Source organism: Actinomycetota bacterium (genome assembly GCA_005888325.1).
GTDB lineage: Bacteria > Actinomycetota > Acidimicrobiia > Acidimicrobiales > AC-14 > AC-14.
On the sequence record VAWU01000024.1, the window covers coordinates 72,960 to 95,941 of the forward strand.

At 69.2% G+C, this 22,982-nt stretch carries 20 protein-coding genes and 1 tRNA gene; 12 read left to right on the forward strand and 9 right to left on the reverse strand.

What is annotated here, in order from left to right:
• Positions 1-33 precede the first annotated feature (33 nt).
• Both E6G06_08525 and E6G06_08530 read left to right on the forward strand, forming a co-directional pair.
• Positions 34-2,031, forward strand: coding sequence for an FAD-dependent oxidoreductase (locus E6G06_08525; GenBank protein TML91835.1), 1,998 nt, complete (start codon positions 34-36; stop codon positions 2,029-2,031).
• Positions 2,028-3,467, forward strand: coding sequence for an amidohydrolase (locus E6G06_08530; GenBank protein ID TML91836.1), 1,440 nt, complete (start codon positions 2,028-2,030; stop codon positions 3,465-3,467). Before E6G06_08525 ends, E6G06_08530 begins: the two co-directional genes overlap by 4 nt.
• On the opposite strand, the gene E6G06_08535 is transcribed toward E6G06_08530, so the two are convergent.
• Entirely contained in the window at positions 3,425-4,486 is a 1,062-nt protein-coding gene (locus E6G06_08535) for a maleylpyruvate isomerase family mycothiol-dependent enzyme (GenBank protein TML91837.1), read from the reverse strand. The two genes, E6G06_08530 and E6G06_08535, sit on opposite strands and share 43 nt — an antisense overlap.
• 13 nt (positions 4,487-4,499) lie before the next feature.
• Positions 4,500-5,717, reverse strand: coding sequence for a CoA transferase (locus E6G06_08540; protein ID TML91838.1), 1,218 nt, complete (start codon positions 5,715-5,717; stop codon positions 4,500-4,502).
• Between the two features lie 33 nt (positions 5,718-5,750).
• Between E6G06_08540 and E6G06_08545 the strand changes: the two genes are divergently transcribed.
• Positions 5,751-6,611, forward strand: a complete 861-nt coding sequence (locus E6G06_08545) for a histidinol phosphatase (GenBank protein TML91839.1) — start codon at positions 5,751-5,753, stop codon at positions 6,609-6,611.
• 12 nt (positions 6,612-6,623) lie between these two features.
• Here E6G06_08545 and E6G06_08550 read toward each other — a convergent pair whose 3' ends face one another.
• On the reverse strand, positions 6,624-6,944 hold the full coding sequence (locus E6G06_08550; protein ID TML91840.1) for a GYD domain-containing protein: 321 nt from the start codon (positions 6,942-6,944) through the stop codon (positions 6,624-6,626).
• Positions 6,945-7,038: 94 nt separating this feature from the next.
• On the opposite strand from E6G06_08550, the gene E6G06_08555 reads away from it, so the two are divergent.
• The 3 genes from E6G06_08555 (at position 7,039) to E6G06_08565 (ending at position 10,313) form a co-directional block, all read left to right on the forward strand.
• Complete coding sequence (locus E6G06_08555; protein ID TML91841.1) at positions 7,039-9,030, forward strand: acyltransferase; 1,992 nt, start codon at positions 7,039-7,041, stop codon at positions 9,028-9,030.
• 119 nt (positions 9,031-9,149) lie between these two features.
• Entirely contained in the window at positions 9,150-9,323 is a 174-nt protein-coding gene (locus tag E6G06_08560) for a hypothetical protein (protein TML91842.1), read from the forward strand.
• Between the two features lie 132 nt (positions 9,324-9,455).
• Complete coding sequence (locus E6G06_08565) at positions 9,456-10,313, forward strand: IS3 family transposase (GenBank protein TML91843.1); 858 nt, start codon at positions 9,456-9,458, stop codon at positions 10,311-10,313.
• Between the two features lie 32 nt (positions 10,314-10,345).
• On the opposite strand, the gene E6G06_08570 is transcribed toward E6G06_08565, so the two are convergent.
• Positions 10,346-10,421, reverse strand: a tRNA-Glu gene (locus E6G06_08570).
• A gap of 130 nt (positions 10,422-10,551) precedes the next feature.
• Between E6G06_08570 and E6G06_08575 the strand changes: the two genes are divergently transcribed.
• On the forward strand, positions 10,552-11,775 hold the full coding sequence (locus E6G06_08575) for an MFS transporter (GenBank protein ID TML91844.1): 1,224 nt from the start codon (positions 10,552-10,554) through the stop codon (positions 11,773-11,775).
• Positions 11,776-11,795: 20 nt separating this feature from the next.
• Here the strand turns inward: E6G06_08575 and E6G06_08580 are convergent, their stop codons facing one another.
• Entirely contained in the window at positions 11,796-12,491 is a 696-nt protein-coding gene (locus E6G06_08580) for a hypothetical protein (protein TML91845.1), read from the reverse strand.
• A 104-nt stretch (positions 12,492-12,595) separates the two neighbouring features.
• A complete protein-coding gene (locus E6G06_08585; protein ID TML91846.1) occupies positions 12,596-13,282 on the reverse strand; it encodes a response regulator transcription factor in 687 nt (228 codons plus the stop codon).
• Here E6G06_08585 and E6G06_08590 point away from each other — a divergent pair.
• The 3 genes from E6G06_08590 to E6G06_08600 all read left to right on the forward strand — a co-directional run bounded on the left by E6G06_08590 (position 13,187) and on the right by E6G06_08600 (position 16,938).
• Positions 13,187-14,023, forward strand: coding sequence for a sortase (locus E6G06_08590; GenBank protein TML91847.1), 837 nt, complete (start codon positions 13,187-13,189; stop codon positions 14,021-14,023). The genes E6G06_08585 and E6G06_08590 overlap by 96 nt on opposite strands.
• Before the next feature lie 142 nt (positions 14,024-14,165).
• A complete protein-coding gene (locus E6G06_08595; GenBank protein ID TML91848.1) occupies positions 14,166-14,828 on the forward strand; it encodes a hypothetical protein in 663 nt (220 codons plus the stop codon).
• A gap of 94 nt (positions 14,829-14,922) precedes the next feature.
• A complete protein-coding gene (locus E6G06_08600; GenBank protein TML91849.1) occupies positions 14,923-16,938 on the forward strand; it encodes a PAS domain S-box protein in 2,016 nt (671 codons plus the stop codon).
• A 773-nt stretch (positions 16,939-17,711) separates the two neighbouring features.
• On the opposite strand, the gene E6G06_08605 is transcribed toward E6G06_08600, so the two are convergent.
• Positions 17,712-19,118 carry an alpha/beta hydrolase gene (locus E6G06_08605; GenBank protein TML91850.1) on the reverse strand — a complete coding sequence of 469 codons (1,407 nt, stop codon included), beginning with the start codon at positions 19,116-19,118 and terminating at the stop codon, positions 17,712-17,714.
• An 83-nt stretch (positions 19,119-19,201) separates the two neighbouring features.
• Between E6G06_08605 and E6G06_08610 the strand changes: the two genes are divergently transcribed.
• Positions 19,202-20,590, forward strand: a complete 1,389-nt coding sequence (locus tag E6G06_08610) for an adenylate/guanylate cyclase domain-containing protein (GenBank protein ID TML91851.1) — start codon at positions 19,202-19,204, stop codon at positions 20,588-20,590.
• A gap of 32 nt (positions 20,591-20,622) precedes the next feature.
• Here E6G06_08610 and E6G06_08615 read toward each other — a convergent pair whose 3' ends face one another.
• Together E6G06_08615 and E6G06_08620 are read right to left on the reverse strand one after the other, a co-directional pair.
• On the reverse strand, positions 20,623-21,174 hold the full coding sequence (locus E6G06_08615) for a hypothetical protein (GenBank protein TML91852.1): 552 nt from the start codon (positions 21,172-21,174) through the stop codon (positions 20,623-20,625).
• 33 nt (positions 21,175-21,207) lie between these two features.
• The gene (locus E6G06_08620; GenBank protein ID TML91853.1) at positions 21,208-22,125 is read right to left on the reverse strand and encodes an MOSC domain-containing protein; all 918 of its coding nucleotides are present in this window, start codon (positions 22,123-22,125) and stop codon (positions 21,208-21,210) included.
• Between the two features lie 80 nt (positions 22,126-22,205).
• Here E6G06_08620 and E6G06_08625 point away from each other — a divergent pair, with 80 nt between their 5' ends.
• Positions 22,206-22,976, forward strand: a complete 771-nt coding sequence (locus E6G06_08625) for a thiamine biosynthesis protein ThiJ (protein ID TML91854.1) — start codon at positions 22,206-22,208, stop codon at positions 22,974-22,976.
• The last annotated feature ends 6 nt before the right edge of the window (positions 22,977-22,982 follow it).

The following is a 22,982-nucleotide window of genomic DNA, read 5'->3' on the forward strand; positions in this document are numbered from 1 at the left end:
GGCGCAGGACGAACAGTCGTGATCTGATACGGCGTGGCCACCACCCACCGCCGCCTCCTCTTCTCCCCACTCGCCATCGGGCCGGTGACCACGGCCAACCGGATCGTGCTCGGCGCCCACTTCACGCAGTTCGTCGAGCCGAGCGGCACCGCGGGCGAGCCGGGCTTCTACGGCGAGCGCTACGGCCGCTATCTGGCCGAGCGGGCGCGCGGCGGCGCCGGCCTGATCATCGCCGGGCAGGCGCAGGTGCACCCGACCACCGCCTACCAGATGCGAAACAACGCGCTGGCGTGGGATCCCGCGGCCGTCCCGCAGTTCGAGCGGGTGACGGCACCGATCCACGAGCACGGCGCGCTCGCCTTCCTCCAGCTCGCCCACAACGGCGGGGTCAACGACGGCACCTGGTCGAAGCTGCCGGTCTGGGCGCCGTCGCACGTCGCGAACTACAACGAGCCGCCACACGCGCTCGAGCCGGACGAGATCGGGGAGGTCGTCGAGCACTTCGCGCGGTCGGCCGGACATGCCGCCGCGGGAGGGTTCGACGGCATCGAGGTCCACGGTGCCCACGGCTACCTCATCCACGAGTTCCTCTCTCCCAAGAGCAACCGCCGCACCGACGGGTACGGCGGCAGCCTCACGAACCGCATGCGGTTCTGCGTGGAGGTGCTGGAGGCGGTGCGCGCGGCTGTCGGTGACCGTGTCGCGGTCGGCATCCGACTGGTCGGCGACGAAGAGGCGCGCGACGGCCGCGGGCTCACGCCGGACGACGCGGCGGAGATCGCGGTGCGGCTCGAGGACGCCGGCCTCGTCGACTTCGTCAACGTCAGCATCGGCACCTCGGGCATGGGGATGGTCCGCCCGCTCTACACACGGCACCTGCTCGGCGTCTATGCCGCGCATGTCGTGAAGAAGGCGATGCGCCGGACGCCGGTGTTCGCCGTCCACCGCATCCTCACGCCGGACGAGGCCGAGGGAGTTCTCGAGCGCGACGAGGCCGACGCCATCACGCTCGTCCGCGCCCTCATCGCAGACCCCGACTGGCCGGCAAAAGCACGGGCGGGGCACGACACGGATATCCGTGCGTGCACCGGCTGCAACCAAGGTTGCTACGGCAACCTCACGCAGGGACTGCCGATCACGTGCGTCACCAACCCCACCGTCGGCCGGGAGGCGGAGCTGGGCCCGGCAACGCTCCGAGCCGCGCCCCGCCCCAAACGAGTCGTCGTCGTCGGCGGTGGCCCTGCCGGGCTCGAGGCGGCGTGGGTGGCGGCCGCACGCGGTCACGAGGTGACGCTGCTCGAGCGAAGCGTGGAGCTGGGCGGCAAGATCCGTTTGGCCCAGCGCCTGCCCGGGCGGGCCGAGCTGGCCGACTTCGCCGACTGGCGTGCGGGTGAGTGCCTCCGCCGGGGGGTCGACATCCGTCTGGGTGTCGAGGCGACCGCGCCCGAGGTGCTCGCAATGGAGCCCGACGCCGTCGTCGTCGCCACCGGCGGGCGCGCCCGCGTCGACGTCGCCTCGAAGTGGCACCCCCTGCCCGTACCGGGCAGCGAACAGCCCTTCGTGATGGACCACGAGCAGGCACTCACGCGCGCGCACGAGCTCGGCGAGCGAGTGGTGGTCCTCGACGCCGTCGGCCACATCGAGGGCATCGGGTTGGGTGAGCTGCTCGCGGCCATGGGCGTCGACGTGACCGTCGCGTGCCCCCTGCCCACGCCCATGCTCCTCGACGCGGAGACCATGGCGATGGCGTTGTCCCGAATGGCACGCGCGGGCGCGCGTTGGCGGCCGAGCACGGCGCTCGTCTCGATCGGCGACCACGAGGTGGTGCTGATCGACACGCTCTCGCTCCGCACGGAGACGATCGTCGCGGTCGACAGCGTGGTGGTCCGCACCCATGGGATCCCCGACGACGACCTCTTCCACCAGCTCCGTACCCGCGTTCAGGAGGTGCTGCGGGTGGGCGATGCCGTCGCCGTGCGACTGGCCGACCGGGCGATCTTCGACGGGCACGTCGCCGGCCGCAGCCTGTGACCGGCGACGCTGCCGACGGGGCGGCGCGCCTGCTCGTCACCGGATGCGAGGTCGAGGGCGTGCCCGGGCTCGACGTGCGCGTCCGCGACGGCGTCGTCGTCGAGATCGCGCCGAGGCTCTCCGTCGAGGGTGACGCCGTGCTCGATGCCGCGGGTGGCGCCCTCCTCCCCGGTCTGCACGACCACCATCTCCATCTCATGGCGATGGCGGCCGCGCTCGAATCGGTCCCGTGCGGCCCGCCGGCTGTCGGCGACCTCGACGCGCTCGCCTCGGCCTTGCGCAACGCCTCCCGCGCGCTTCCGGTTGGCGCCTGGCTGCGCGGCGTCGGCTACCACGACTCGGTCGCCGGCGCGCTCGACTGCGACGTCCTCGACGCGTTGGTCGCCGACCGCCCCGTCCGCGTGCAACATCGAAGTGGCGCGCTCTGGGTGCTGAACCGTGCCGCGCTGCGCGCCACCGGGCTCGAGCGGGCCGCGCCGACCGGGCGTCTGTTCCACGCCGACCGACTGCTCGGTGATCGCGTGCCGCGGGTCGCCCTCGACCTGGCCCGGGTGGGCCGGCGTCTCGCCGCAGTCGGGGTCACCGGGATCACCGACGCCACGGCTGGGCTCGACGGTCGCGCGCTCGATCTTCTCACCGCGGCCGTGGGTCGCGGTGACGTCGCCCAGCGGCTGGTGGTGCTCGGCCCGTCCCACCTGCCGGAGCCGGGTCACCCGCGATTGACGCTGGGACCCTGGAAGCTCGTGCTCGACGAGGCTGACGAGGGGAGCTTCGAGCCCGGAGCGATCGCCGACACGATCGCGGCCGCCCATGCAACGGGGCGTGCCGTCGCGATCCATTGCGTGTCGAGGGTCGAGGTCGTCGTCGCCGTCGACGCGCTCGCGCGGTCCGGCTCGCTGCCCGGCGACCGGTTGGAGCATGCGAGCGTCCTCCCCGTCGGCCTCGAACAGCGGTTGCGCGAGCTGAGCGTGGCGGTGGTGACGCAACCCAACTTCATCGCCGAGCGAGGCGACACGTACGCCCGTGAGGTCGACGCCGCCGATCTCGAGGTGCTCTACCGGTGTCGAACGCTGCTCTCTGCCGGCGTCGCGGTGGCAGGAGGAACCGACGCGCCCTTCGGCATCGCAGACCCATGGCGCGCGATGCGCGCCGCCGTCGACCGCCGCAGCGCCGGCGGTCGCGTGCTCGGTCCGCAAGAGGCCGTCACTGCGCGCGCCGCGCTCGACCTGTTCCTGAGCGATCTGCACGTGCCCGGCGGACCCCCGCGCCGGGTGCGCGTCGGTAGTCCGGCGGACCTGTGCCTGCTACGGGAGCCACTCGCGAACGCGTTGAAGACGCTCGACGCCGGCCAGGTGCGCGCCACGATCATCGACGGCCGGGTGGTGCACTCGACTCAGAGCGCGGAGTTGTCCAGCCAGCGGGCGAGCACGTCATGATCACCCAGGCAAGCGAACCGCGCGTCGGCAACGGGCAGCCGGCGGTAGAGCAGCAAGAGAAGGTCCGCGACCGGGGCACTCACGCGGACCGAGGCGTCGTCGCGTCCCCGCGCCCAGGTGAAGCCCTTCGGCTCGAGGCGCACGACCCAATGGACATCGACGTCGGTGCCGTCGAGCCGTATCGACTCGCCGTCACCGCGCAGCGCGGCCACCTTGGGCGCGAAGTACGCCGCGTTCGGCAGGTTCTCGAGCAGCTCGTCGATCCCGTCTGCCGCGGTGTCGGGGTCGATCGCGGGATCGCGGCCCAACGCGAGCTCGGCATCGGCGCGATGCACGGTGGTCTCGTGCAGCATGCGGCGGGACCAGAAGCGCACGTGCGGGTCGGCACCCCACACCCAGATCGACGCATCGGGGTCCGCGGCGCGCAGCGTGGCAACCAGTGCCTCACCTCCGGAGGCCAGCCACACTGGCAGGCCGCTCACGTCGGGAGGTAGCCCGAGGTCGAGCTCGGCCCGAGCGAGGCGCTCGATGGAACCATCTCGCACCATGCGCTCGGCCCAGCGGTGAACCGCACCGATGTGTCGCACCAGCTCGGCGATGTCCCAGCCCGGGCACGTCGGTACCGGCAGGCTGAGGTCGGGCCCGGTTATCGCCTCGACGTAGCGGCCGACCTCGACGGCGAGCGCCCGGCAATGAGCCGCATGGTCCCGAGCCGCGAGATGCACGCCCGCATCATGCCCGTCCGTGCCCGGCCGGCGCCCTGTCGCCGCTCGGGCCGAATGGTGTGACGCCAGGCCAGCAGGCTCGCGGCGGCGGCCGTCACGCCTCCCGCGATGGCCACCGACTCGGCCAGCGGGTACGGCGTCGAGGGACCGACCGAGTAGAAGAACAGCAGCAGCGCCACGTGCACGCTCGTGTACGCGAGGAAGAGCACCCCGAACACCCAGAGCGGCGGGCGCGTCATCTTGACGTCCTCCATGCCGATCGTGTCGACCGCCCGGCGACCGCGCTTGAGCCATCGCCCAACGGGGTCTAGAGGATCGCGCCCGACTCCTTGTAGCCGGCGATCTCCGGCCAGGTCAGGCCCAGCTCGAGCAGGACCTCCTCGGTGTGCTGGCCGTGGTCCGGTGCGTGCGAGAGATCGGGTGACGTCTCGTCGAACTGCACGGGGCTGGCGACCAGCGTGAAGTCGACGCCTTCCGCGGACGCCACCGACGGCAGGTACCCGTTGGCAACCGACTGCGGGTCGTCGTGCACCTCGCGCACCGTCTGCATCGGTGCCCAGACCCCCTCGAGCGTGGAGAACCTCGAGCACCACTCCGCGAAGGGACGGGAAGCGAGGACCTCGTCGAGCAGCCCGATGCACTCGCGGCGGTTCTCGTACCGGGCGGCCGCGTCCTTGAAGCGGGTGTCATCGATGAGCTCCGGGCGCTCGATGTGGCGGCAGAAGTCGGCCCAGTAGCGGTCCGACTCGAGCATCATCAGCATGATGAACCGGCCGTCCTGGGTGCGGTAGACGCCCACGATGGGATTGGGTGCCGCGGCTCGGTCGAAGCTGCGCGCGTGGGTGGTCTCGTAGAGCTTCGCCGCGACCACGTCGGGCCCGAGGTTCCAGAGCGCGAGCCCGAGAAGCGACACGTCGACGACCGACGGCTCACCGGTGCGCTCCCGCCGGAACAGCGCGGCGGCGATCCCCCCTGCGATCGTCATGCCACCCATCACGTCGCCGAACGCCGGGCGAGGGCTGATGGGCCACTCGAGCCCGGGGGGCGTGAGCGCCATGGCAAGGCCGCCGCGCGCCCAGTAGGAGGCTCCGTCGTAACCGCCCTTGCGCGCGTCGGGGCCGCGCACGCCCTGCCCGGTGCCCCGGACGTAGATGATGTCGGGGTTGCGCGCGCGGATGTGCTCGACGTCGATGAGCAGACGCTCGCGCGCGTCCGGGAGGAAGTTGGTGAGGAAGACGTCGGCGGTCTCGGCCAACCGATAGAGCAGCTCACGGCCATCGTCGCTCGCGAGGTCGAGCGCGACGCTCCGCTTGCCGCGGTTCGGCTGCTCCATGATGTAGTTGATCCCGCCCGCACCGGCTGGAATGAGACCCGAGCTGATCAGGCCGCGCTGGGGATCACCGGTGACCGGATGCTCGATCTTCAGGACGTCGGCGCCCCAATCCGCGAGCACCGCGCCCGCCGCGGGCACGAACGTCCACGACGCGACCTCGATGACCTTGACCCCCTGCAGCACCTCGCGCATGCCCCATCCTGGCTCAGCGAATACCCTCGCCGCGTGAGCACGGACACCGACGACCTCGTTGCCGGCGCCGTCGACATGCACTGTCACTTCGGGCCCGACGCCCACCTGGAGCGCAGCGTCGACTGCCTCGAGGCCGCCGAGCAGGCACGCGCGCTCGACATGGCGGCCATCGTGCTGAAGAGCCACGACTACCAGACCGCGGCGCTCGCCTATGCAGTCGACAGGGTGACGCCCGGCATCAGCGTGTTCGGCGGCATCGCCCTGGATGCTCCCGTGGGCGGTCTCAACCCGCACGCGGTGGACGTCATGTGCCGCATCGGCGGCAAGGTGGTGTGGATGCCGACGCTCTCGTCCGAGAACGACCATCGCAAGTTCGGGCTGCCCACGCCGGGGCTTTCGATCCTCGACGGCGACCTTCACCGCGCCCAACGCGTGAAGCCCGAGGTGCTCGAGATCCTCGCGCTCGCGAAGGAGTTCGACGTCGTGGTCGAGACGGGCCACATCTCGTTCGCCGAGATCCTGGCCCTGCTCGCGGCCGCCGCCGACGTCGGCGTCGACAAGGTGGTCGTGACACATGCGATGGAGCCGCTCGCCGGGCCCCAGCTCGACATCGCGCAGATGTGCGAGGCCGCGGACCGGGGGGCGTACATCGAGCACTGCGCGATGACGTGCTCGGGCTACCTCGCCGAGACGCCGCCGGCTGCCGTGGCCGACGCCATCCGCGAGGTGGGCCCGGCGCGCTGCATTCTCTCGACCGACTACGGCCAGAAGAAGAACGTGGCGCCCGCGCCAGGTCTGCGACAGTTCCTGGAGCTGTTGCTCGCCGAGGGTGTGAGCCGGGGCGACATCGACGTGATGGCCAAGGAGAACCCGGGGCGGCTGCTCTCGATGTAGCCCGCCTCGCCCCTACGAACCCGGCGCTCGGTAGGAAACCTGTGTCTGCGCGGCCCGATCGATCTCCTCCGGTGTGAGAAGGACCACGGTCTTCGTGGTCGCCGCCCCGCTCGCGCCGACGGCCATGCCGATCGCCGCGGCCGACACGTTGTCCGGAAGATCGACGATGACGAAGGCATCGTCGTCGCCGAACGCGAAGTGAAAGCTCTCCACCTGCCCACCGACGTCGGCCACGGCCTTGGCGACCGCGTCCCGGCGGGCGGAGCCCCCCTTGCTGATCACGCCTTTCATCCCCTCGGCGGAGTACGACGCGGTGATGAGGTACTTGGCCATTGGCTGCCTCCGTTGGTCGACTTGGCGTCAGTCTCGTCCCGGCGGGCGCTACCGGCAACACCCGCGCGAATCGCCACAGCGATAGACATCGAACGTGCGCATCGGGCGGGGAGTCTCGAGAGCGGGGGTGTCGTCGCGCCTCGGCTACGAACCTGGCCTCGACGGCGTGCGAGCACTGTCAGTGTTGGCCGTCATCGCCTACCACGCGGGGTATGGGTGGGGCCGTGGCGGGTTCCTCGGCGTCGACGCCTTCTTCGTCCTCTCGGGCTTCCTGATCACGACCCTGCTCCTGCTCGAGTTCCGCGCGCGTGGCACGATCGCCCTCGGGCAATTCTGGGCACGTCGGGCACGGCGCCTGCTTCCCGCCCTCCTGATCGTCCTCGTTTTCGTCGCCCTCTTCACCGCAACGGTGATGCCTGCCGTCGAGCGGGCGAAGGTTCGAGGAGACGGGCTGTCGGCCCTTTTCTACGTGGCCAACTGGCGCTTCATCTTCTCTGGCCAGTCCTACTTCGACCTGTTCTCCGGACCGTCGCCGCTGCGCCACCTGTGGTCCCTCGCGATCGAGGAACAGTTCTATCTGGTATGGCCGCTCGCAGTCCTCGCGTGCCTGCGCTTGGGACGCTCGCTCCGGCTCCTGGCCGGCGTGACCATCGGTGGCGCCGCCGTATCGGCCGTGGCCATGGCCGTGTTGCACCGGACGGAGGATCCATCCCGCGCCTACTACGGGACCGACTGCCGCGGCCACACCCTCTTGGTCGGCGCACTGCTCGCCATCATCCTCGTCGTCCGTCCGCCGGGGCACGGGCTCGTCAGTCACACATTGGGCGCGCTGGGCTTCGTCAGCCTGGCCGGCGTCGTCTGGGCCTGGCACGACGTGGCCGCCACCTCCCGCTCCTACTACGAGGGCGGCTCGCTCCTCTACGCCGTGGCCGTGGCCATCGTCGTGGCCGGCGCCATGCAGCCAGGGCCACTGAAGGCGGTGCTCTCGTTTCCCGTGCTCGTCTGGCTCGGCCGGCTGTCGTACGGGCTGTACCTCTGGCACTGGCCGGTGGACGTGTGGCTCTCCGCCGGACGTACAGGTCTCGCCGGAACGCCGCTCAACGCGCTGCGCCTCGGGATGACGCTCGCAGCCGCGACGGTCTCCTACTACCTGGTCGAACAACCGATCCGACACGGATGGCTGCGCCATCGCATCACCTGGAAGGCGGCCGTTGTGGCCGTGGCCGCCACAGCCGTCGCCATGGTCACATCGACGGCGGGTGCCGCCGAGCCACCGAGCTACGTCGCCGCCTTCGGCCAGCCCTCGCCCTGTGGGGAGCCTCGTCCGGTGGAGCTCCGCGCCGCCCGCGCCGCCAACGCCCGAAGCTCCGAGCCGAGCCTGCGGGGGCAAGAGGGGACGCGCCTGTTGCTCATCGGAGATTCGACCGCTTGCAGCCTCTACCCCGGGCTGCGGGCTGTCGGCGAATCGTCGGGGATCGAGGTCCGACAAGCGGCGGTTGTCGGGTGTGGCGTCGCCAGCGGCGAGATCGTGAGCGCCCGTCATGACTACCTGCCGTTGGGGACCAAGGTCTGCCCCGGCCTGGTCGAAAAGGCGGTCAGTCGAGGTTTGCACGAACTGAACCCCGACGTGGTCGTGTGGATGAGCGTATGGGAGAAGTCCGACCTTGTTGTCGACGGTCGGACGGTCGCGGCAGGCACGCCCGAGCGTGATGTCGAGATGCTGGCCCGCATGGGCGCCGCCCTCCACCGCCTCACCCGCAAGGGCGCGAGGGTCGTCCTGGTCACCGAGGCCCCGCACGCACCGGGTCGGGCCTTCGGCCAGGAGCTGAAGAGGAGCACAACGGTGGATGATGCGGAGTTCGCTGGCCTCAATCAGCTTCTCCGGCGCTTCGCCCGCGGCCATGCTGACGAGACGGTGATCGTCGACCTCGCCGCCAAGCTCTGCCCTGCGGGGTCGCGTTGCCCGGAGCGCGTCGAGGGGATCCGACCACGACCCGACGGCGCCCACTTCGATCCCCCCTCCGCGGTCTGGGCCGCTCGGTGGCTGCTGAAGGAGATCGGACGCGCCCGGCACACATCGGCCTGACGGACGCGACCCGAAACCGGCGTTCGCCGCCCCAACATGGCTGGCTCGCTGGCTTGACCTTGACCCCGGATGGTGGACCACCTTTGTGACAACTTGGCCCTGTCCGACGGGAGCCAGGCATGCCAAGGCACTATCCGGCCGAGCTTCGGCGGCTGACCTGTGAGCGGATGCTCGCCGGGGAAGCGGTCAAGGATCTCGTAGCCGAGCTCGGGATCTCCGAGCACACGCTGTATCGGTGGCGGCGGCAAGCGCTCATCGACGCTGATGAGCGGCCGGGAGCAAAAGAGCTATGAGGCCGACCCGTTGCAGGCAGCCCGCCGGCGCATCATCGAGCTCGAGGCCGAGCTGAAGCTGGTCAAGGCCGCCAGTGCGCTCTTCACCGAGGGCGCCGTCGACCCAAAAGGAAGTTCCAGGTTGTCCGAGGGCTGAACAACCTGGGCTATTCCGAACGAGTCGCGTGCCGGGTCGTCGGGTTGAGCCGCTCGACGTACTACGACATCAAGCACCATCGGCCGACCGACCGCGAGATACGCCGTCTGGTGTTGGCCGATGCGATCGTCGACATCCATGCCCGCTCACGCGGCACCTACGGGATGCTGCGTGTCCGAGCTGCCTTGGAGATCGAGCAAGGGCTCATCGTCAACAAGAAGCTCGTGTGGAAGATCATGCGCCAGCTCGGCCTCAAGGGCCTGCCCGGACCGCGCAAGGGGATGAAGAACCTCAAGAACGCGCCGACATGCGAGGACCTAATCAAGCGCCGGTTCACCGCATCAGCACCGAATGAGCTATGGCTCACCGACATCACCGAGCATCCCACCAGCGAGACCAAGATCTACTGCTGCGTCGTGCTCGACCTCTTCTCCCGCAAGGTCGTCGGCTGGGCGATCGACCGGCGCTGCGACACGGCGCTGGTCAACGACGCCCTCGCCAAGGCGCACTCGTCGCGGCCATCGACGCCGGGCACGGTCGTCCACTCCGACCACGGCAGCCAGTTCACCTCCTGGGCCTTCACCGAGAATGTCCGCCGACTCGTGCTCATCAACTCCATGGGGACCGTCGGCGACTGCTACGACAACGCCCCCATGGAGTCGTTCTGGGGCTCCATGCAGATCGAGCTACTCAACCGGCAGCGTTGGCGCACCAACCTCGAGCTCGCGGTCGCGATCGCCGACTACATCGAGCACTTCTACAACCCAGCCCGCCGCCACAGCACGCTCGGCTACCTCACACCCAACGAATTCGAAGACCTACATTCAGCCAACACCCCGGCCACGTCGTCATAACGAGTGGTCCACCAACTGGGGTCAAGGCCTGCTGGCAGCCCCAACGGGATTCGAACCCGTGTTTCAACCTTGAGAGGGTCGTGTCCTAGGCCGCTAGACGATGGGGCCGAGCTGCGAGCCGGGGCCTGGAGCCAGCGCTCCCTCACGCTCGGGCGGGAGCGTACCGCAGGGCACGCGACATCGCGACGGGTCCAGACCCTCCTGTGACGCATGATCGGTGACGCATGAAGGCGCTCGTATGGGGCTGAGCTCAGAGGTCCGGCGGGTCGTCACCGCTCGGGGGCTCCGCGGCTTCGCCGACGGCTTCGTGAGCGTGCTGCTCGTCGGCTATCTCGGCTCGCTCGGGTTCTCCCCTTTCCAGATCGGCACGATCGTCACCGGCACCCTGCTGGGCTCCGCGGCTCTCACCATCGCCGTGGGCCTGATCGGGCACCGCGCCCGAGTCCGGACCCTGCTGCTCGGGGCGAGCGTGCTGATGTTCGCCACGGGGGTCGGCTTCGCCTCGGTGAGCGCCTTCCTCCCCATGCTCGTGGTCGCGGTCATCGGGACGCTCAACCCGTCGGCGGGCGACGTCAGCGTGTTCCTGCCCACCGAGCAGGCCTACCTGGCCGGCCACGCGGGCGGGCCCGAGCGCCCTCGCCTCTACGCGATCTACAACCTCGCGGGCGCGATGGCAGGCGCGTTCGGTGCCCTTCTGTCGGCCGGCCCTGCAGTGCTCGCACGGACGTTCGACCGCTCGCTCGAGTCGCTCCAGCGCGGGGGCTTCCTGCTCTACGCCACCGTCGCGTGCGTCATCGCGCTCGTCTATCGGCGACTGCCCCGGGAGCGCGCCGACGCCGCGGGCGCCCTCGCGGGACGGCCGCTCGGCCCGTCGCGCCGCATCGTCCTGCAGCTCGCCGGCCTGTTCAGCCTCGACGCGGCCGCGGGCGGTCTCGTGGTGCAGTCGCTTCTCGTGCTGTGGCTCCACCTTCGCTTCGGCCTCTCGGCTGCGACGACCGGAAGCGTCTTCTTCGCCGTGGGCCTGCTGAGCGCGCTCTCACAGCTGCTGTCCGCCCGGCTGTCGGCGCGCTTCGGGTTGATCCGGACCATGGTGTTCACCCACCTGCCGGCCAACCTCATGTTGATCCTCGCCGCGTTCGCGCCGAAGGCCTGGCTCGCGGTCGGCCTGCTCCTCGTGCGCTCGCTCTTCTCGCAGATGGACGTGCCCGCACGACAAGCGTTCGTGATGGGCGTAGTCACCCCCGAAGAGCGCGCCGCCGCGGCGAGCGTGACGAACGTGCCGCGGAGCCTCGCGTCGGCGACCACCCCTGCGCTCGCCGGGCTCATGCTGACGCACAGCAACATCGGCTGGCCCCTCGTGATCGCAGGTGTGGGCAAGGCGAGCTACGACCTCCTGCTGCTCGCGTTGTTCCGTTCGGTCGTACCAGAGGACGAAGAGCTCCCGCGCGCGGGGAGGCGGTAAGAATCGAGCGACTCGAAGCGTCACCGTTCGCTGATGCGAATCGGAACGGACGCGGTCCCCTGGCTGGCATAGGGGTTCGGGGGGCACGTCCCGCTGACGATCTCGGGGCTCGCTGCATACGCGTCGAGGGTGAGGTCGGCGGCTCTGCTGTAGGTGTGCCGGAACGTCTTGACGACGTCGTCCGGCGTTGCTCCGGGCAGCGACCAAGGTCCGGTCGCGGCTCCAACGCAGTTGACGATCGACTGGGGCGGAATCATCGCCGCTGCCTCGTCACCGAACGCCATCGTGACGTCGCCGATCAGCGCGTCGGCGTCGCTGACGTGGACTGTGACGGTGACCTGTTCTCCAACCCGTGGGGAGCTGGGGCTGTAGGTGATGACGATCTCGACCGGTGCGTTCGGGCCCGGCGCGGGATCCCAGCGGAACGGGCCGCAATCCGGATCGCGGCTGTTCCGGCATGCGTCGCCGGGACCTGTGTTCGCCAGTTCGACGACCTGCTTTCGATCCTCGCGCGTACGCCCTTTCGAGTCGGAGCCCCGGAAGTCCACGATGGTGAGCGCGGCGAGCACCGGGATCGCGATCAGCGAAACCAGACACACCGCATCGAGCACCGGGACGATACGCGTCAGACGCAGCCTCTTGCTGGCCGCGGCCCGGCCTGGTCGCGTCACCAGCGCGATCGCAATCGCGATCGTCAGTGCGAGAAGGAGGATCATGTCCGAACTCCACTTCAGCGCGAGAGGGTGGATGCGCTACCGGGGTTCGGAGCAACGCGGCAGAGAACGATTCACCGTCAAGGGTACCGGCAATCCGGAGACGGTCAGCGACGGCGGAGCACGCCCTGCTCGCGGGCCATCGACACCGCCTGGAGCTTGGAGTGCGCGCCGAGCTTCTTCAGGATCGACTGCACGTGGGTCCGGACGGTGTTCAAGCTCACCGTGAGCTCCGCGGCGATGGCCTTGTTCGACGCACCGCTCTCGACGCGCGTGAGGATGTCGCGTTCTCTCTTGGTGAGGATCCCGCCCACATCGCCGCGAGCGAGAAGACCGCCGAGCTTGGCCTGCGGCAACACGGCCTCTCCCGCGTGCACCGCGCGCACCGCCGACGTGAGCGAGGCGGCGGCGTTCGTCTTCTCGACGTAACCGACACAACCTGCATCGAGGGCCGCGGCGACCACCTCCGCACTGCTATTACCGGTGAGTAGGAGCACCTTCATACGGGGCAGCTCGTGGCGAATGATGGTCGTGGCGGAAACGCCGTCTCCGTCCGGCAGGCCGTAGTCCATGACCATGACGTCGGGCTGACACATCCGCGCCGCCTCTATCGCGCCCGCGACGTTCACGGCCAGCGCCACGACCTGCATGTCGTGCTCGGCCTCGAGAAGCCGCTTCAGGCTCTCAGCCACCATCGCATGGTCGTCGACGATCACGACCCGGATCGGGCCCATCAGAACACCTTCTTCATCGAGCAGCCCCCCTGCAGTGTGACACCTGGGGCCGGCCCGCATGACAACCGCGCCTCACGCGAAGGCATGACGCGCGTTTCCACGCCAAGGGATGAGGCGCGCTTCGTCGATCGTCTGATCTTCGACGCCCGTTCGGGGGCACGGCTCACCTGTGTCACGACCGTCACCGAGGCCCGTCACATGACACAAGCCCCCAGCGCCGGTCCGATCCACGACCTCCTCGACGCTCGCATCCGCCGAATCGCGATCGTCGCATCCTCACTGTTGATCGCCGTCCTGGTGCTCGTCAGCGGCGCAGGACGCGCCGTGGCCCGCCCCGCCGCCCCCATCGGACAGGCTTCGCGCCCGACGGCAGCGCTGGTGCGTGGTCAGGAAGCCACGGTGGAGATCCCGAGCATCGGGATCTCGTTGCCGGTCGTGACCGGCGCGCAGGACGTCATCGACCGCGGGGTGGCGGCCCACTACAACGGCGCGCAGTGGCGGCATCCGACCGACCCCGGCCGGGCCGGCACCTACTGGCTGGCCGCCCACAACGCCACGCACGGCTCGCCGTTCGAGAACCTCCACGCCATCGCGAAGGGCGCGGAGGTACGGATCACCCGGCTGGACGGCAGGGTCTTCACCTACGTGGTCACGGGACGCGACGTCGTCGGCACCTCGACGACGCTCGAGAGCGTCTACGGCCACGACACGACCACCCCCCGGATCCTCCTCCAGACGTGCGAGGGAGCATCCGAGCGCTTGCTGGTGCACGGGGTTCTCACGTCGGTGACACCCGGCTGAGGATGGTCGGGCTGCGCCTCGTTCTCACCTCGCGTCCTCCCGCCGAAGCGCACCGCGGGACCCGCTCGGGCAAGACGTGCTAATGGAACCGCCGATCGCTGCCGATTCGCCCCTTGGAGCACACGGGAGGGCGAGTCCCAACATGCACCTATCCTCCGCAGGTAGAAGAGCAGCCGTCGACGAGCAGCCAACCCAGGCCGCCAGAGAGGCGCGGCTGGCCGGCATACGCGACCGCTCGACGCTCTCGCTGCAAACCGTCGAGCGCCGCCGCCGCCAACTGTGGGGGATCGCATTCGTGGTCATGGCCAGCCTGGCGATCGGCATCACGTTGCTCGGCGCCGCTCCCGGCGCTACAGGCGGGCTGACCCGGCTCCCCGGCATCAGGTACGGGCAGCCGCTGATGATCGTCGGGCTCTTCGCCTATCTGGTGGAGAAGGAGGCTCATCTCCGGCGCTTGAGCCTGCTGCTCTTCGCCGAACGAGTTGTCGTCGAGCGGGAGCAGGCGCGCCTGGCGGAGCTGCTCGAGGTGGACCGCATCAACACCGGGCTGGCCAGCGACGTGGAGTACGAGGTGGCACGCTCGCTCAGCGCCGTCATCGAACGCCTGCGGACGGTCCGGGAACGCCACACGATGGCTTCGCCACTGGACGCAACCCTGGCGAGCGTCGAGACCGAGCTCGAGACGACCTCGCAGACGGTCGAAGAGATCGTGGCTCACCACCGCGCCGCGCTGGATCAGCTGCTGCGCAGGGAGCACGACGGTCCGCCACGCGACGTCCCCGAGCTGGAGTCGTCCGCGGTCTGAGCAGCTGGTCGGGCGACATCGCTTCAGGCCTGGCCCCGCCTGACCGACACCATCCCAGGAGCACGTGCGCGCCAGGCTCCCGGAGGCGGTGTGCATGGCCGAACCAGGCGAGGCCGAGTTCCGAGGGCTTCGGGCCGCGGAAGCACAGGCGTGGCTCGCGTCGATCGTCCAGTCCTCACACGATGCGATCGTCGGCAAGAGCCTCGACGGCTTGATCACGAGTTGGAACCCGGGGGCCGAGCAGCTCTACGGCTACACGGCAGAGGAGATGATCGGCCGTTCGCTGGACGTGGTGATACCGTCGGACAGCAGGGCCGAGGAAGCCGCGATGTTGGTGCGGGTGATGCGGGCTGAGGGCGTCGAGGAGTACGAGTCCCGGCGCGTTCACAAGGATGGTCGCCTCATCGACGTCTCGGTCACGTTGTCGGCGGTCGCCGACCCCGACGACGTCGTCGTCGGTGTGGCATCGATCGTGCGAGACATCACCGACCGACACCGGGCCGACGTGAAGCTCCGCGCCATGCTCGACGCGGCACCCGACGCCGTGCTCGGCGTCGGTGCCGACGGGCGAATCGTCTTGGTGAACGCGCAAGTCGAGCGCCTCTTCGGGTATCGCCGCGACGAGCTCATCGGCCGGCCCGTGGAGATCCTCGTGCCCGCCCAGAAGGGCGACGTACATCCGGGTCATTGGGCGCGCTACTTCGCCCAACCCGACCCTCGCCCGATGAGGGCGGGGATGCAGGTCGCGGCGCGTCGTAAGAACGGCACGGAGTTCCCGGCAGAGATCAGCATGAGTGCGCTCGAGACGCAGGAGGGACTGTTGGTGTCCGCCGCCGTCCGCGACGTCTCGGAGCGCATCGAGGCGCAAGCCGAGCGCGAGCGGCTGAAGGCACAAGCGGAGCGTGGGCGCCTCGAGCGCCGGCTGCACCAGTCACAGCGGCTGGAGAGCCTCGGCCAGCTGGCGGGGGGAGTGGCGCACGACTTCAACAACCTCCTGGCGGTCATCCTCAACTACGCCGCCTTCATCGCCGAGGACCTCGCAACGCCGACGAACGGCGACGACGGCGAGCGTCGCGAAGCCGTGCGACGCGACGTCGAGCAGGTGCAACGGGCCGCGGAGCGCGCCGCCCGACTGACCCACCAGCTCCTCGCGTTCGCCCGTCGTGAGGTCGTGAGACCCGAGCTTCTCTCCCTGAACGACGTCATTGCCGAGATGGAACAGCTCCTACGGCAAACGATCGGTGAGCACGTCGAGCTCGTCACCTCGCTCAGCCCTGGCCTGTCGGGAGTCATGGCCGACCCCGGACAGATCGAGCAGGTGCTCGTCAACCTGGCGGTCAACGCGCGCGACGCCATGCCGTCGGGCGGCAGGCTGGAGATCGAGACCGAGGACCTCTGGATCGACGAGGACTACGCGGCGCGGCGCCCGGGCACAGAGGTCGGCCCGTACGTTCGCTTGCGAATGAGCGACACCGGCACGGGCATGGAACCAGAGGTCGCGGCGCACGCCTTCGAGCCCTTCTTCAGCAAGAAGGCGAAGGGCGAGGGAACCGGCCTCGGGCTCGCGACCGTGTACGGCATCGTCACCCAGGCCGGCGGCGACGCCGAGCTGACGTCCGAGCCGGGAACGGGTACCACGTTCATCGCCGTCTTCCCCGTCGCGCACGACAGTGCTCCTCGCGCGGAGGAACCTGCCGACGCGCCGTCCGCGGGCCGGGGAGAGACGGTTCTCATCGTCGAGGACGAAGAGGCCATTCGGGAGGTCACGCGGCGAATCCTCACGCGCAACGGCTATACGGTCCTGACCGCCGAGAGCGGCGCCGAGGGGCTCGCGCTCGCTGCGGAGCACGCCGGCGACATCCATCTGCTACTGACCGACGTCGTCATGCCTCAGATGTTGGGCAAGGAGGTGGCCGAGCGCGTGGTCTCGCTGCGGCCCGACATCCGGGTGCTCTTCATGTCGGGCTACGCGCGACCGGTGCTCGCCTCGAAAGGCACCCTCGACCCCGGCGTCACGCTGCTCGAGAAGCCGTTCACGGAGGCAGGTCTGCTGGCGAAGGCCCGCGAGGTCCTCGAGGAGGAGCCGGCTACCGCGGGCAGATCGGGCTGACGATGGTCGGGGCGCTGTCTCTTACGCGCACGGCTGCCGCAGTAACGTCACGACCTCGTCGGGTGCGGCGACGACCCAACCCAGTCCCGGTTCGTCTGTTCGCCCGTTCACGACAAGGACCGGTCGAGTGAACCCGCCGGCGAGTGGAGCGGCGAAGACCATGCGAGTCGCCAACCTGAGGTAGTCGTCCGACTGTTCGGGGATGAGACGTTCGGGGCTCCCACTGCCGATCAAGACACGAACCCGGACCGAGGGTGTGTCCACCAGCGGCTGGTAGAGCTGAAGCTCCCCGGGTTCCGAGATCACCCACCTGTACGTGATGGATGACGCGAGCGCCCAGACGTCGGCATCGAGCACCCGCGCTCCCCCTTCGCAGTGGAGCTCGAACGCCGCTCGCGCGAATCGCCACGGTAGCGAAGCCGCCCGAGAGCCGCTCACCGAAGACACGTCGAGCGCGACGAACGCTCGCGTTCTCGAGGGCCCGACGGCATTGCCGACGCGGCTCGGCGCCCGCGCACCCCTCATCGGAATGGCGCCGGTTTCGACGCCGGCGATCACCAGCGACATCCCGAGCCCCACCACGAGGCCGGCTCGCGACGCGCGAGCCAATGCGCTCCGGTCGCGATGAGAGCGGCGACGCGGCGCGTGCGTGGCGCCTGGTTCTCCGACCGGCAGGACCTCCAGCAGCTCCGACTCGCGTCCGGCTCTCACGGGGCACCTCCCGGGTCAGTAGACGATCGGGATCGCCAAGAGGTTCGCAGGAGATCGAAGCTTCAGTCGTCGTGATCGTCGGAGTGACGGCGAGAGTCGTCGTGACCGGAGTGATGGGACGAGTCGTCGTCATCGTCGGGATGACGGGTGGATTGCACGAAGTCCCGGAGCTGGATCGATGTGAAGTTCGTGGACGAGGCCCAGTTCGGGACGTTCAGGTTCTCGACCGTGCCGCCGCCGCCCCGAGGGGTGGCCGCGATCTGGATGGTGCGATCGGGCGGGTCGGAGGCCGGCAGCGAGACGTCCGCACCCGAGATGAAGGGCAGAGCTGCGAACACCGGTATCGGTGCGCTCAGGTCGGTGACTCCGTCGAGCTTGTGATCGAAGGCGAACAGGGCGTTGAGCCGCTTGGCGCGCGGGGCGATCGCCGGGGTGAGGACATTCTGGCCGTTGATGGTGAGCGCGTCGTTCTGCGCTCCCTGGTCGCCCCACAGCTCCTTGTACCGAATGAAGATCAGAGCGGACGTCGTGGCGCTCTTCTCCCTGAGCGCATCCAGCCCGGTGCCCGGCTCTTGGGTGAGGAGGCGGATGAGGTTGTCGCTGCGTACGAACGGCTCGAAGTAGAAGTGATGGGTCGAGCCGGGGAACAGGATGGCGAGCTCGTAGTGCTCGTCGCTGCTTCCGCGGAACGGTCCCCACGCGCCGTCCGCACCGATCCGGAATGTGGCCTCGGGCCTGTCGTGCTCGCGGAGCCCGGTGCGGGGTGCGACCTCCCAGATCTGCAGTGTCGTGCCCGCAGCCCCCGCGTTGGTCGGGAACAGGTCGGCTCGCCCCGACAGCACCACGTGGCGCTGGGCGACGATGTTCGTAGTCCCGGGGGCGTGGCCGGTGAAGAACCGGTACATCGCACCGAACGTCTCGGCCGAGGTGGCCACCTGCACATGGCTGTGGTCGGGCTGGTACACGTTGGTGGCACCGACGATCTGCAGGGCGGAGTGCCCCTCGCCCCAGACAGCCAATGTGGGTACGCCCCCCGGGGGCGACGAGGCCGGCGCGCCGTCGAGGTTCACGTAGTGGGCGACCCTTGCCGCCCGAGCGAGCGAGCTCGTCAGGTAGCCCTGCGAGATCGCGGTGCCGAGCGAATGCCCGACGAGCTCGACCTTGTCCGCCCCGCTCCGGGTGAGCATCCGGGTGACGAGCCCGTCGAGCTCGTCCCAGACCTTCGACATCGTGGTCGTGGCGAAGCTGGAGTCGTACTCTTCGACGCCGATTCGGTCGGCCGGGTAGCCGTTGCTCGTGAAGCGCATGGCCTGGGTCTCGAACTGGGCACCCGAGCCGACGAACCCGTGCACGAAGATCACCGGCCTCCGCGGCGACCGGGACTCATGGGCCGCGGCCGCCGGCGCGCCTGCGATGGTTGCAGGCAACAGCGTGACGATTGCGAAGATCGCGCCCAAGAGCTTGCGCATTATGGTCCTGTCCCCCCTGTTGTCGACTTCTCCGAGGCTGCGGTGATGCTCCCGCCAGCGATGCTCGTATATCAAGAGCCTTGATGACCGACTCTGGTCGCGACGACCGTTCCTGTCAAGGCTCGCGAGCTTCGACAAGAGCCCACTCGCTGTCCGGTCGGGGAAGTACCGTGGCTCGCGTGGTCGAGACACCTCAGACCCGTTATGCGAAGAGCGGCGACGTTCACATCGCGTTCCAAGTGTGGGGGGACGGGCCATCGGACCTGGTCTTCTTCCCCGGGTTCGTATCGCACCTCGACCGGCTCGGTTCGTTCGCGCGCGTGATCGCCTTCGACAAGCGGGGCACCGGGCTCTCCGACCGGGTCGACATCACCGCGCTCGAGCGCCGGATGGACGACGTGCGCGCGGTGATGGACTCGGCCGGATCCGAACGTGCGACCTTGTTGGGGGTCTCGGAAGGCGGCGCGCTCGCCACCGTGTTCGCGGCCACCTTTCCCGAGCACACATCCGCGCTCGTGCTCTACGGCTCCTTCGCCCGTCTCCTGGAGGACGACGACTATCCGTTCGGTCTCTCGGAGCAGCGGCTCAACTCGTTCGCGGACCACCTCGAGGCGCACTGGGGAACGGGTGTGTCCCTCGGCGCGTGGGCGCCCAGCGCCCGCGACGATGTCCGCCTCCGACACTGGTGGGCCGAGTTCCAGCGGCTGGCCGCCAGCCCGGGCGCGGCGGTGGCTTTCATTCGCACCTTCGGTGGGGTCGACGCGCGCGACGTGTTGTCCGCGATCAGTGTGCCCACGCTCGTCATACACCGCACCGGCGACCGGATGGTCACCATCCCACACGCCCGGTATCTGGCCGAGCACATCCCGGGCGCGCGGTTGGTCGAGCTACCCGGCGAGGACCACCTCTACTTCGTGGGTGACCAGGACGCCATCCTCGACGCAATCGAGGAGTTCGTCACCGGGAGCCGCGCCACCATCAAGCCCGATCGCGCGCTGGCGACGGTGCTGTTCACCGACATCGTGGCCTCGACGGCGCGCGCGGCCGACCTCGGCGACCGCAAGTGGCGCGATCTCCTCGAGGCCTGGCAAGCGAGGGTGCGCAGGTTGCTCGAGCGCTATCGCGGCCGTGAGGTCAACACGACGGGTGACGGCTTCCTCGCCACATTCGACGGCCCCGAGCGCGCCATCCACTGCGCGACGGCGATCACACGCGAGTCACCACCGATCGGGATCGACGTGCGCGCCGGTCTGCACACCGGTCTCTGCGAGATCATGGATGAGGATGTCGGTGGCATCGCCGTGCACCTCGCAGCTCGCATCGTGGCCGAGGCAGAGCCCGGCGAAGTTCTCGTCTCCAGCACCGTCAAGGACCTCGTGGCCGGATCGGGCATCGCATTCGTGGACCGCGGGCTCCACGCGCTCAAAGGTGTGCCCGACGAGTGGCGGTTGTACGGGTTGACCACCGCCTGACTGCTTCTACGCGCGCGGGGTCGGCACTTCGTTCACTCCGCCACATCGCCCTCTAAGAACAACTCCGAGAAAGGCTCCGGGTCGCCGACGCTGGTCGCGGAGGTGCCACGCCGAACGAACTCACGCCGACTGGGCCAGCGGGTGACGAACTGATCGTTGGTGGACGAGTCCCAGCGGATGAAGGTCACGTCGTGCACGTCGATGCGGAACAGGTGGAAACGACCGGGTTGCGGCTCCCACCCGGCTGCGGCGTGGATGGCTCGGGCGTAACCCTGCTGCACGGCCGGATCGAGCTCAGCGATGGCGTGACCTCGGACCTTGTATTCGCCCTCAGTGCCCTCCCTGCTCGTCACGATGCTGTGAACGAGGATCCTCGCGTCGCGCTGCAAGTCCGCAGCCTTGCGAGACCCCCAACCCATCGACAACCACAGATTCCCGTCCCAGAACAACGGCTCGACAGGACTCAGCCGCGGCGACCCGTCTCTCCGGATCGTGCCGACGAGGACGACGCCGGGGTCGCCGAGGCGGTGTCTGCCGAGCTCCGCGAGGGTCGTCTGCTCCAGTTCGAACTCACCCCAGCGCATGCGAACCTCCTCATGAAAGAGATGGCCGCGTCTTCACATCAGCGTGACCGCGTCGCCCTCTCGGATCGTGCCTGCGGCTTCCACGGTGGCGTAGACGCCGGCACAGGGGTACATCCCTCCGGCGACGTCGATGCGGTTCTGCCGGACGAGCGTGCGGAGAACCTCGGTGTCCTTCGGAAGCTCGTCCTGGGCCAACGTCGTCATCACGCAGCGCGGATCGGGGATGGCGACACCGATGCGCGCCTCGCCACCGATCTGGAGCCCGCGGCCGGTCCATCCGTTCTCGAGAAACCCGCCTTCCTGCGTACCGACGATGAGGTTCATCCGAAAACGACGCTCGTCGAACCGACTTTCGGGCCGGAGCTCGTTCAGCCGGTCGAGGGTAGACGTCGTCATGACAGATACAGGGAAGAGATCGAAGAACGCACCGACGGGCACCGCCGAAGGGAGACCGGCTGCGGCGAAGAACGCCGAGCCCAGCTTCGACTCGGTCACGGTGTCGCGGTGTCCCTCGGGGTCCAGGTCCTCGACATCCGGGTGGTACTGGTCGATGGTGAAGTCCTCAGGCGCGGCGCGCTCCAGCTTCACGGGGCGTCCGAAGAAGCCGGAAAGGGTGGCGTCGAGATCGGGAGTATCGCTCCCGATCGAGGTGCCGTCCGGGAGCGTGATCAGTACCGGCGGTTGCTCGTCGCCCGCCTCCGGGGCCTCGAGGAACGCGGCCCGGCACCCGAGCAGGTGCGGTCCGAGCCGTGGACTCTTGCCGCTCATCACCTTGCCGGTCGCGGTGTCGACGAGCGCGTAGGCGCGGTCACCGACGAAACCCCTTTCCGTCAGGTCAGATGCCCCGACCTTCTCACCTCGCATCGACTTGACGGGATATCTCCACAGCGACTTGACGGCACCGACAACCTCACTCATCGCAGGTCCCCTCGGTTCGAAACGACGTCCCATCCTTGCCCTGCGACCCGTGTCGGGCAAGGGTGTCGGACCCCCGTTGCGGGCCGGGTCTGCACGGTGTCCTCTAGCGTCGGGTGATCGCCACCGTTCTGATCCCCGTGCCCGACCGGGACTTCGACGTCACGGAGGTGGCGGTGCCGTGGCGGCTGCTGACGCGCGCCGGCCATTGCGTACGGTTCGCCACCGAGCGCGGCGGCACCGCACCGGCGGCCGACCCGCGGCTGCTCGACGGCGTGATCTTCGGGCAGCTCGGCGCGGCCGCCGAACCAAAGGCCTTCTACGCGGAGATGCAGCGCAGCGAGGAGTTCCGCGCGCCGCTTGCGTGGGCGGACATCGAACCCGACGAGCTCGATGGTTTGATCCTGCCGGGAGGACATGCGCCCGGCATGCGCCAGTACCTGGGAAACGAGTTGCTCCGCGGCAAGGTCGCCGAGTACTGGGCGCTCGGCCGACCGACCGGCGCCATCTGTCACGGCGTGCTGGTCCTCGCCCGCACGTGCGACCCGACGACAGGGCGCAGCCTCCTGTACGGGCGCCGGACCACCTGTCTGCCCAAGTACATGGAGCGGTCCGCGTACCTCGCCACCGCATGGCGACTCGGGCGCTACTACCGCACCTATCCCGCGTACGTCGAGGACGAGGTCCGAGGCGCGCTGCGAGACCCCGGCGACTTCGTGCGAGGCCCACGTGTGCTGTCCAGGCGCGGCACCGAAATCGACGACGGCCCTTCGTTCTTCGTCCGAGACGACAATTACGTCTCGGCGCGATGGCCGGGCGATGCCTACCTGTTCGCGAAACGATTCGCCGACCTGACTCAGAGGCTGACCTCCTCCGGCCGGCACTAAAGGTGG

Excerpts from the sequence above, each read along its gene's own strand:
- E6G06_08535 (TML91837.1), bottom strand. The coding sequence starts at position 4,486 with ATGGCTCAAGCGCGGTCGCCGGGCGGTCGACACGATCGGCATGGAGGA.
- E6G06_08540 (TML91838.1), bottom strand. The coding sequence starts at position 5,717 with ATGCGCGAGGTGCTGCAGGGGGTCAAGGTCATCGAGGTCGCGTCGTGG.
- E6G06_08550 (TML91840.1), bottom strand. The coding sequence starts at position 6,944 with ATGGCCAAGTACCTCATCACCGCGTCGTACTCCGCCGAGGGGATGAAA.
- E6G06_08560 (TML91842.1), top strand. The coding sequence starts at position 9,150 with ATGCCAAGGCACTATCCGGCCGAGCTTCGGCGGCTGACCTGTGAGCGG.
- E6G06_08575 (TML91844.1), top strand. The coding sequence starts at position 10,552 with ATGGGGCTGAGCTCAGAGGTCCGGCGGGTCGTCACCGCTCGGGGGCTC.
- E6G06_08580 (TML91845.1), bottom strand. The coding sequence starts at position 12,491 with ATGATCCTCCTTCTCGCACTGACGATCGCGATTGCGATCGCGCTGGTG.
- E6G06_08590 (TML91847.1), top strand. The coding sequence starts at position 13,187 with ATGGTCGTCGACGATCACGACCCGGATCGGGCCCATCAGAACACCTTC.
- E6G06_08585 (TML91846.1), bottom strand. The coding sequence starts at position 13,282 with ATGCGGGCCGGCCCCAGGTGTCACACTGCAGGGGGGCTGCTCGATGAA.
- E6G06_08595 (TML91848.1), top strand. The coding sequence starts at position 14,166 with ATGCACCTATCCTCCGCAGGTAGAAGAGCAGCCGTCGACGAGCAGCCA.
- E6G06_08600 (TML91849.1), top strand. The coding sequence starts at position 14,923 with ATGGCCGAACCAGGCGAGGCCGAGTTCCGAGGGCTTCGGGCCGCGGAA.
- E6G06_08605 (TML91850.1), bottom strand. The coding sequence starts at position 19,118 with ATGCGCAAGCTCTTGGGCGCGATCTTCGCAATCGTCACGCTGTTGCCT.
- E6G06_08610 (TML91851.1), top strand. The coding sequence starts at position 19,202 with ATGACCGACTCTGGTCGCGACGACCGTTCCTGTCAAGGCTCGCGAGCT.
- E6G06_08615 (TML91852.1), bottom strand. The coding sequence starts at position 21,174 with ATGCGCTGGGGTGAGTTCGAACTGGAGCAGACGACCCTCGCGGAGCTC.
- E6G06_08620 (TML91853.1), bottom strand. The coding sequence starts at position 22,125 with ATGGGACGTCGTTTCGAACCGAGGGGACCTGCGATGAGTGAGGTTGTC.